The organism is Streptomyces sp. NPDC054847, assembly GCF_053610925.1.
In genome coordinates this window covers 1-4,443 of record NZ_JBSGZJ010000546.1, presented here as the reverse complement: position 1 = coordinate 4,443, position 4,443 = coordinate 1, and the positions used below count along the sequence as shown (strand labels likewise).

The 4,443-nt window shown below is 69.0% G+C and carries 6 protein-coding genes; 2 read left to right on the top strand and 4 right to left on the bottom strand.

Going from position 1 to position 4,443, the window contains the following annotated elements; all coding sequences use genetic code 11:
• Window positions 1-35 precede the first annotated feature (35 nt).
• Window positions 36-503 carry a DoxX family protein gene (locus ACWGH4_RS32030; RefSeq protein WP_453467048.1) on the bottom strand — a complete coding sequence of 156 codons (468 nt, stop codon included), beginning with the start codon at window positions 501-503 and terminating at the stop codon, window positions 36-38.
• Window positions 504-700: 197 nt separating this feature from the next.
• Between ACWGH4_RS32030 and ACWGH4_RS32025 the strand changes: the two genes are divergently transcribed.
• Entirely contained in the window at window positions 701-958 is a 258-nt protein-coding gene (locus tag ACWGH4_RS32025) for a DUF6343 family protein (protein WP_441264385.1), read from the top strand.
• Between the two features lie 36 nt (window positions 959-994).
• On the opposite strand, the gene ACWGH4_RS32020 is transcribed toward ACWGH4_RS32025, so the two are convergent.
• The 3 genes from ACWGH4_RS32020 to ACWGH4_RS32010 all read right to left on the bottom strand — a co-directional run bounded on the left by ACWGH4_RS32020 (window position 995) and on the right by ACWGH4_RS32010 (window position 3,131).
• A complete protein-coding gene (locus ACWGH4_RS32020) occupies window positions 995-1,360 on the bottom strand; it encodes a tetratricopeptide repeat protein (RefSeq protein ID WP_159693049.1) in 366 nt (121 codons plus the stop codon).
• A gap of 113 nt (window positions 1,361-1,473) precedes the next feature.
• Entirely contained in the window at window positions 1,474-2,088 is a 615-nt protein-coding gene (gene coaE, locus ACWGH4_RS32015; RefSeq protein ID WP_453467046.1) for a dephospho-CoA kinase, read from the bottom strand.
• Window positions 2,089-2,192: 104 nt separating this feature from the next.
• A complete protein-coding gene (locus tag ACWGH4_RS32010) occupies window positions 2,193-3,131 on the bottom strand; it encodes a PAC2 family protein (protein ID WP_453467044.1) in 939 nt (312 codons plus the stop codon).
• Between the two features lie 294 nt (window positions 3,132-3,425).
• Between ACWGH4_RS32010 and ACWGH4_RS32005 the strand changes: the two genes are divergently transcribed.
• A complete protein-coding gene (locus tag ACWGH4_RS32005; RefSeq protein WP_453467042.1) occupies window positions 3,426-4,385 on the top strand; it encodes a right-handed parallel beta-helix repeat-containing protein in 960 nt (319 codons plus the stop codon).
• The last annotated feature ends 58 nt before the right edge of the window (window positions 4,386-4,443 follow it).

Sequence of the window (4,443 nt, the reverse complement as noted above, 5' to 3'; positions counted from 1 at the left end):
GGCCGGATGTGGCCGCGTCCGGCCGGGCGTCGCCCTCAGAAGCGATCACGAACAAAGGCGACGAGTTCGGCGTTGTGGCGGCGGCGGACAACCGCGACGACGGCGAGGAGTGCGAAGAAGATGACCGGAGTCAAGGCGTTCTCCCCGTCGAACACGGCCACCTGAGTCACGAAGGCGCCGATCATCAGCCCCATGAGGGCAAGGGCCGAGACTCCCGAAAGGATCGGGATCACCAGGGCCACCGCGCCCGTCAGTTCCAGACCGCCCACCAGGTACATGTACCAGTCGCCGTAGCCGATTCTGTCGAATCCCTCCGCCGCGGACGAGTGGGCCACGAGTTTGGGACCGGCGCTCGCGACGGCGAAGAACAGCGCGAGCACGATCTGCAGCGTGCGTACGGCGAGATGGGTGCGCCTGCCCGGCCCTGCGACTGCCACCGCGCCGCCGGAAGCGACGGAAGCGGACGCGAGGGAGGTGGGCGTGGTGGAGGTGCCGGCGGACATGTCTGTCTCCTCGTGCGAGCGGTGATGGGATGCGTCGGCGCTTCGGTCTTCCGTAGCGCTTTCACACAGTCAGACCGCCGCGGGCACGAAAAGTCATCGCCGCTGACAGAGGAGAGCGGGTGTCGGGAGGAGAGCGGGTGTTCGCGAGGAACGGGCAGGCATGACAGGTGCATCCTGGAGAGGGAGATGTGATGCCGATGCGTACTGGGAGTGAACCCGTCACCGCACGCAGTCCTCTGCGCATGCGTTTCTGGCTCGGCGTCTGGGGTCTCATCTGGACGGCCGGCGGCACGATCGCCTTCGCGATGGTGGGCCGGACGGGCTGGGCCGTCGCATGCGGGGTGCTCTTGGTCGTCGTGGCCGTCGACCTGTTCCTGGTCGTGCGGCACATCCGGCAGGGCCCTCACTACCAGCCGGGCCGTGACGTCCCACCGTACGATCCCGACCGCGGCTGAGCGGCCGGGATCCTCACCCGTCCCCTTCCGCGGATGTCACTCGGTGTCGAAGCGGGCGGCCTTCAGATACTCCGGGTTCGGGTCCAAGGCCGCCGCCAGCCGGAAGTGCCGCTTGGCCTGCTCGGGCTTGCCCGCCCGCTCGAAGGTCCGCGCGAGGGCGAAGTGGGCGAACGCGTTGTCCGGCTCACGCTCCAGGACGAGCTCGAATTCGAGCTCCGCCGGACGCAATTGGGCCGACAGGAAGAACGCTCGGGCGCGCAGGAGACGGGCCGCCGTGTTCTCGGGGTGGGCCGCGATCACCGAGTCGAGCAGCTTGACGGCCCCACGCGGGTCCCGAGCGGCCAACAGTTGCTCGGCAGCGCGAAAGTCGATGACGTGCGTTTCCGGATTGCTGTTCGACACGCTCGCATCCTTCCCTGACTGATCCGTTCCAACACAGGGTGGTTCGGCGCTATTCCGGGCGGCCGGCGCGTCGCGCGACGGTCGGCGCCCGGTCCGGAGCCGCGCGGCAGGGGTCAGTGCCGCGCCTGACCCGAAGCTGCGCGGCGCGTCAGCTCCTGCCACACCTCGCGTACCTGGGGCTCCAGTTTCTCCAGCGGCCCGTCGTTGTCGATGACAAGATCGGCGATGGCCAGCCGCTCCTCACGCGTGGCCTGTGCCGCCATCCTCGAGCGCGCCTCGCTCTCCGTCATACCGCGCAGCCGTACGAGCCGGTCCAGCTGGGTCTTCAGCGACGCGTCCACCACGACGACCAGGTCGTACAGGGACTGGAGCTTGTTCTCCGTGAGCAGTGGCACGTCGTGGACGACCACGTCGTCCGGGCCGGCGGCCTGCTCCAGTTCACGGGAGCGGACGCCGACCAAGGGGTGCACGATGCCGTTCAGGCTGGCGAGGCGCTCCGGGTCGGCGAAGACGATCGAGCCGAGCTTCGGACGGTCCAGGCTGCCGTCGGCGGCCAGCACCTCCGGGCCGAAGGCGTCCACGACGGCGGCGAGCCCGGGAGTGCCGGGCTGGACGACCTCGCGGGCGATCTTGTCGGCATCGACCACGACCGCCCCGTACGAGGCCAGCAGCCGGGACACTTCGCTCTTGCCGGCGCCGATGCCGCCGGTCAGACCCACTGTCAGCATGGGCCGCAGCCTACGCGAGCTTCTCGTCGCGGCTCCGGCCAGGCCGCACCGCCGGGCCCCCGGGAGGCCTCCTGGACATCAGCGGCCGTCCGGAACGGATTTGGTCAGGCGTCGCCCTCACGCTCCGCGAGGAAACGTTCGAACTCCCGGCCGATCTCGTCCGCCGACGGCAGGTCCACGGCCTCCGCGACGAGGCTGCCGCGGGTCTCGGCGCCCGCCATCGCGTCGTACTGGTGCTCAAGTCCCTGCACGAGGGCGACGAGCTCTTCGTCGCCCTCCCCGATCTGCCGCTCGATCTCGGTCTGGGTGCGGTGCGCCTCGGTCCGCAGCGCGTGCGCGATTCCGGGCAGCACCAGCCCTGTGGCGGCCGTGATGGCCTCCAGCACGGTGAGTGCCGCGTCCGGGTACGAGGAGCGGGCCACGTAGTGCGGCACATGGGCGGCCACGCCGAGTACGTCGTGACCTGCCTGCATGAGGCGGTACTCGACGAGCGCCTCGGCGCTGCCGGGTACCTGCGCCTCGTCGAAGGGGCTGCGATGGCCGGGCATGAGGTCGGTGCGGTTGCCGTGAGGAGTGATGCCCACGGGACGGGTGTGCGGGACACCCATGGGAATGCCGTGGAAGTTGACCGCGAGACGCACCCCGAGCCGCTCGACGATCTGGCCGACCGCGGCCGCGAAGCGCTCCCACTCGACGTCCGGCTCAGGGCCGGAGAGCAGCAGGAACGGCGCGCCGGTGGCGTCCTGGACGAGCCTGAGCTCGAGGGAAGGCGTGTCGTAGCCGGACCAGCGGTCGCGGCGGAAGGTCAGCAGCGGGCGCCGGGCCCGGTAGTCCACGAGCCTGTCGTGGTCGAACCGCGCCACCACCTGGTGAGGAAGCGTCTCCAGCAGGTTGTCGACGATCTGCTCGCCGGTCTCTCCCGCGTCGATGTAGCCGTCGAAGTGGTACAGCATGACCAGGCCTGCGGACTCCTGCGCGAGCGCCATGTCGACGACCGCGAGACCCTTCGGCTCCCACTCGTACAAACCCTGTGGATCAAGCACGATTACCGCTCCTCCTCGTGTTCGAAGACAAGAACGCGCGCCGGTACATCTGCATTCCCGGTCCCCTCCCGTCATGTCGCCTTCCCGTGGCGGGCGGTCCCGAACGTCCCACCGCCGTCGGGCAGTTCGGACGCGCGCCCCCCCAGGAGCCGGATTTGGTACGGACCTTGACACCCCATTACCCCGTCCCTACCGTCACGGGTCAACGCGCGCGTTCAGAAACCCACCCGATGTTCACGTACGAGAACCGTACGAGGACTGTCACCACCTCGGACCGACGGGAAGGCACCCCCCATGCGCACCAGAAGACTGCTCCCCTCCTTGCTCGCCTCCCTGCTCGCGGCCGGCGGGCTGTCCCTGCTGGCCACCCCGGCCGATGCCGCGTCGGTCATCGACGTGGACACCGCCACCGAGCTGAAGGCCGCCCTCACGGCAGCCCGCCCCGGCGACACGATCCAGCTCGCCGACGGCACGTACACCGGCAACTTCAAGACCACCGTGGACGGCACGTCGAGCTCCCGCATCACGCTGACAGGCTCGTCTCGAGCCGTGCTCAAGGCGGGCGGCGGCTACGGACTCCACCTCAACGGCGCCTCCTACTGGACCGTCAAGGGCATCACGGTCACCGGCGGGCAGAAGGGGATCATGACGGACACCGCCGACGGTGTCGTCATCGACTCGGTCACCGTCCACGGCCTCGACATGGAAGGCGTCCACTTCCGCAACTCCAGCCGCAACGGCGTCATCAAGAACTCGCGCATATACGGCACCGGGAACGACGGCAGAGGCATGGGCGAGGGCGTGTACGTCGGCTCGGCCGGCGGCACCTCCGACCGGAGCGACAACGCGCAGATCCTGAACAACACCATCGGTCCGGACGTCGGCGGCGAAGCCGTCGACATCAAGGAGGGCACGACCGGCGCGAAGATCGTCGGAAACACCTTCGACGGTCACGGCCTGACCGGCGCGAACTACGACGACTCGTGGGTCGACGTGAAGGGCAACAACGTCCTCGTGGAGAACAACACCGGCAGGAACACGACGAACAACGGCTACGAGACCCACACCCAGCAGAGCGGCTGGGGCTGCGGCACCGTCTTCCGCGGCAACAACTCCGATCTGCGCGGCGCGACCGGCTCCAAGCAGCTCGCCATCAATGTCACCAACCACAGTTCGAGCTGCCGCACGACCGTCTACGCCAGCAACACCGTGACCGGAGGCAAGGGCCTGACCAACATCGCGGTCACACCGTAGCCGTCATGACACACACCGTTGTCCGACCGGACAGCGGTAAGGCCCGCTCCCCCGGGGG

What these genes read in the sequence shown, in the direction of transcription:
- ACWGH4_RS32005 (WP_453467042.1), top strand. Translation starts at nt 3,426, where the DNA reads ATGCGCACCAGAAGACTGCTCCCCTCCTTGCTCGCCTCCCTGCTCGCG.
- ACWGH4_RS32030 (WP_453467048.1), bottom strand. Translation starts at nt 503, where the DNA reads ATGTCCGCCGGCACCTCCACCACGCCCACCTCCCTCGCGTCCGCTTCC.
- coaE (WP_453467046.1), bottom strand. Translation starts at nt 2,088, where the DNA reads ATGCTGACAGTGGGTCTGACCGGCGGCATCGGCGCCGGCAAGAGCGAA.
- ACWGH4_RS32025 (WP_441264385.1), top strand. Translation starts at nt 701, where the DNA reads ATGCGTACTGGGAGTGAACCCGTCACCGCACGCAGTCCTCTGCGCATG.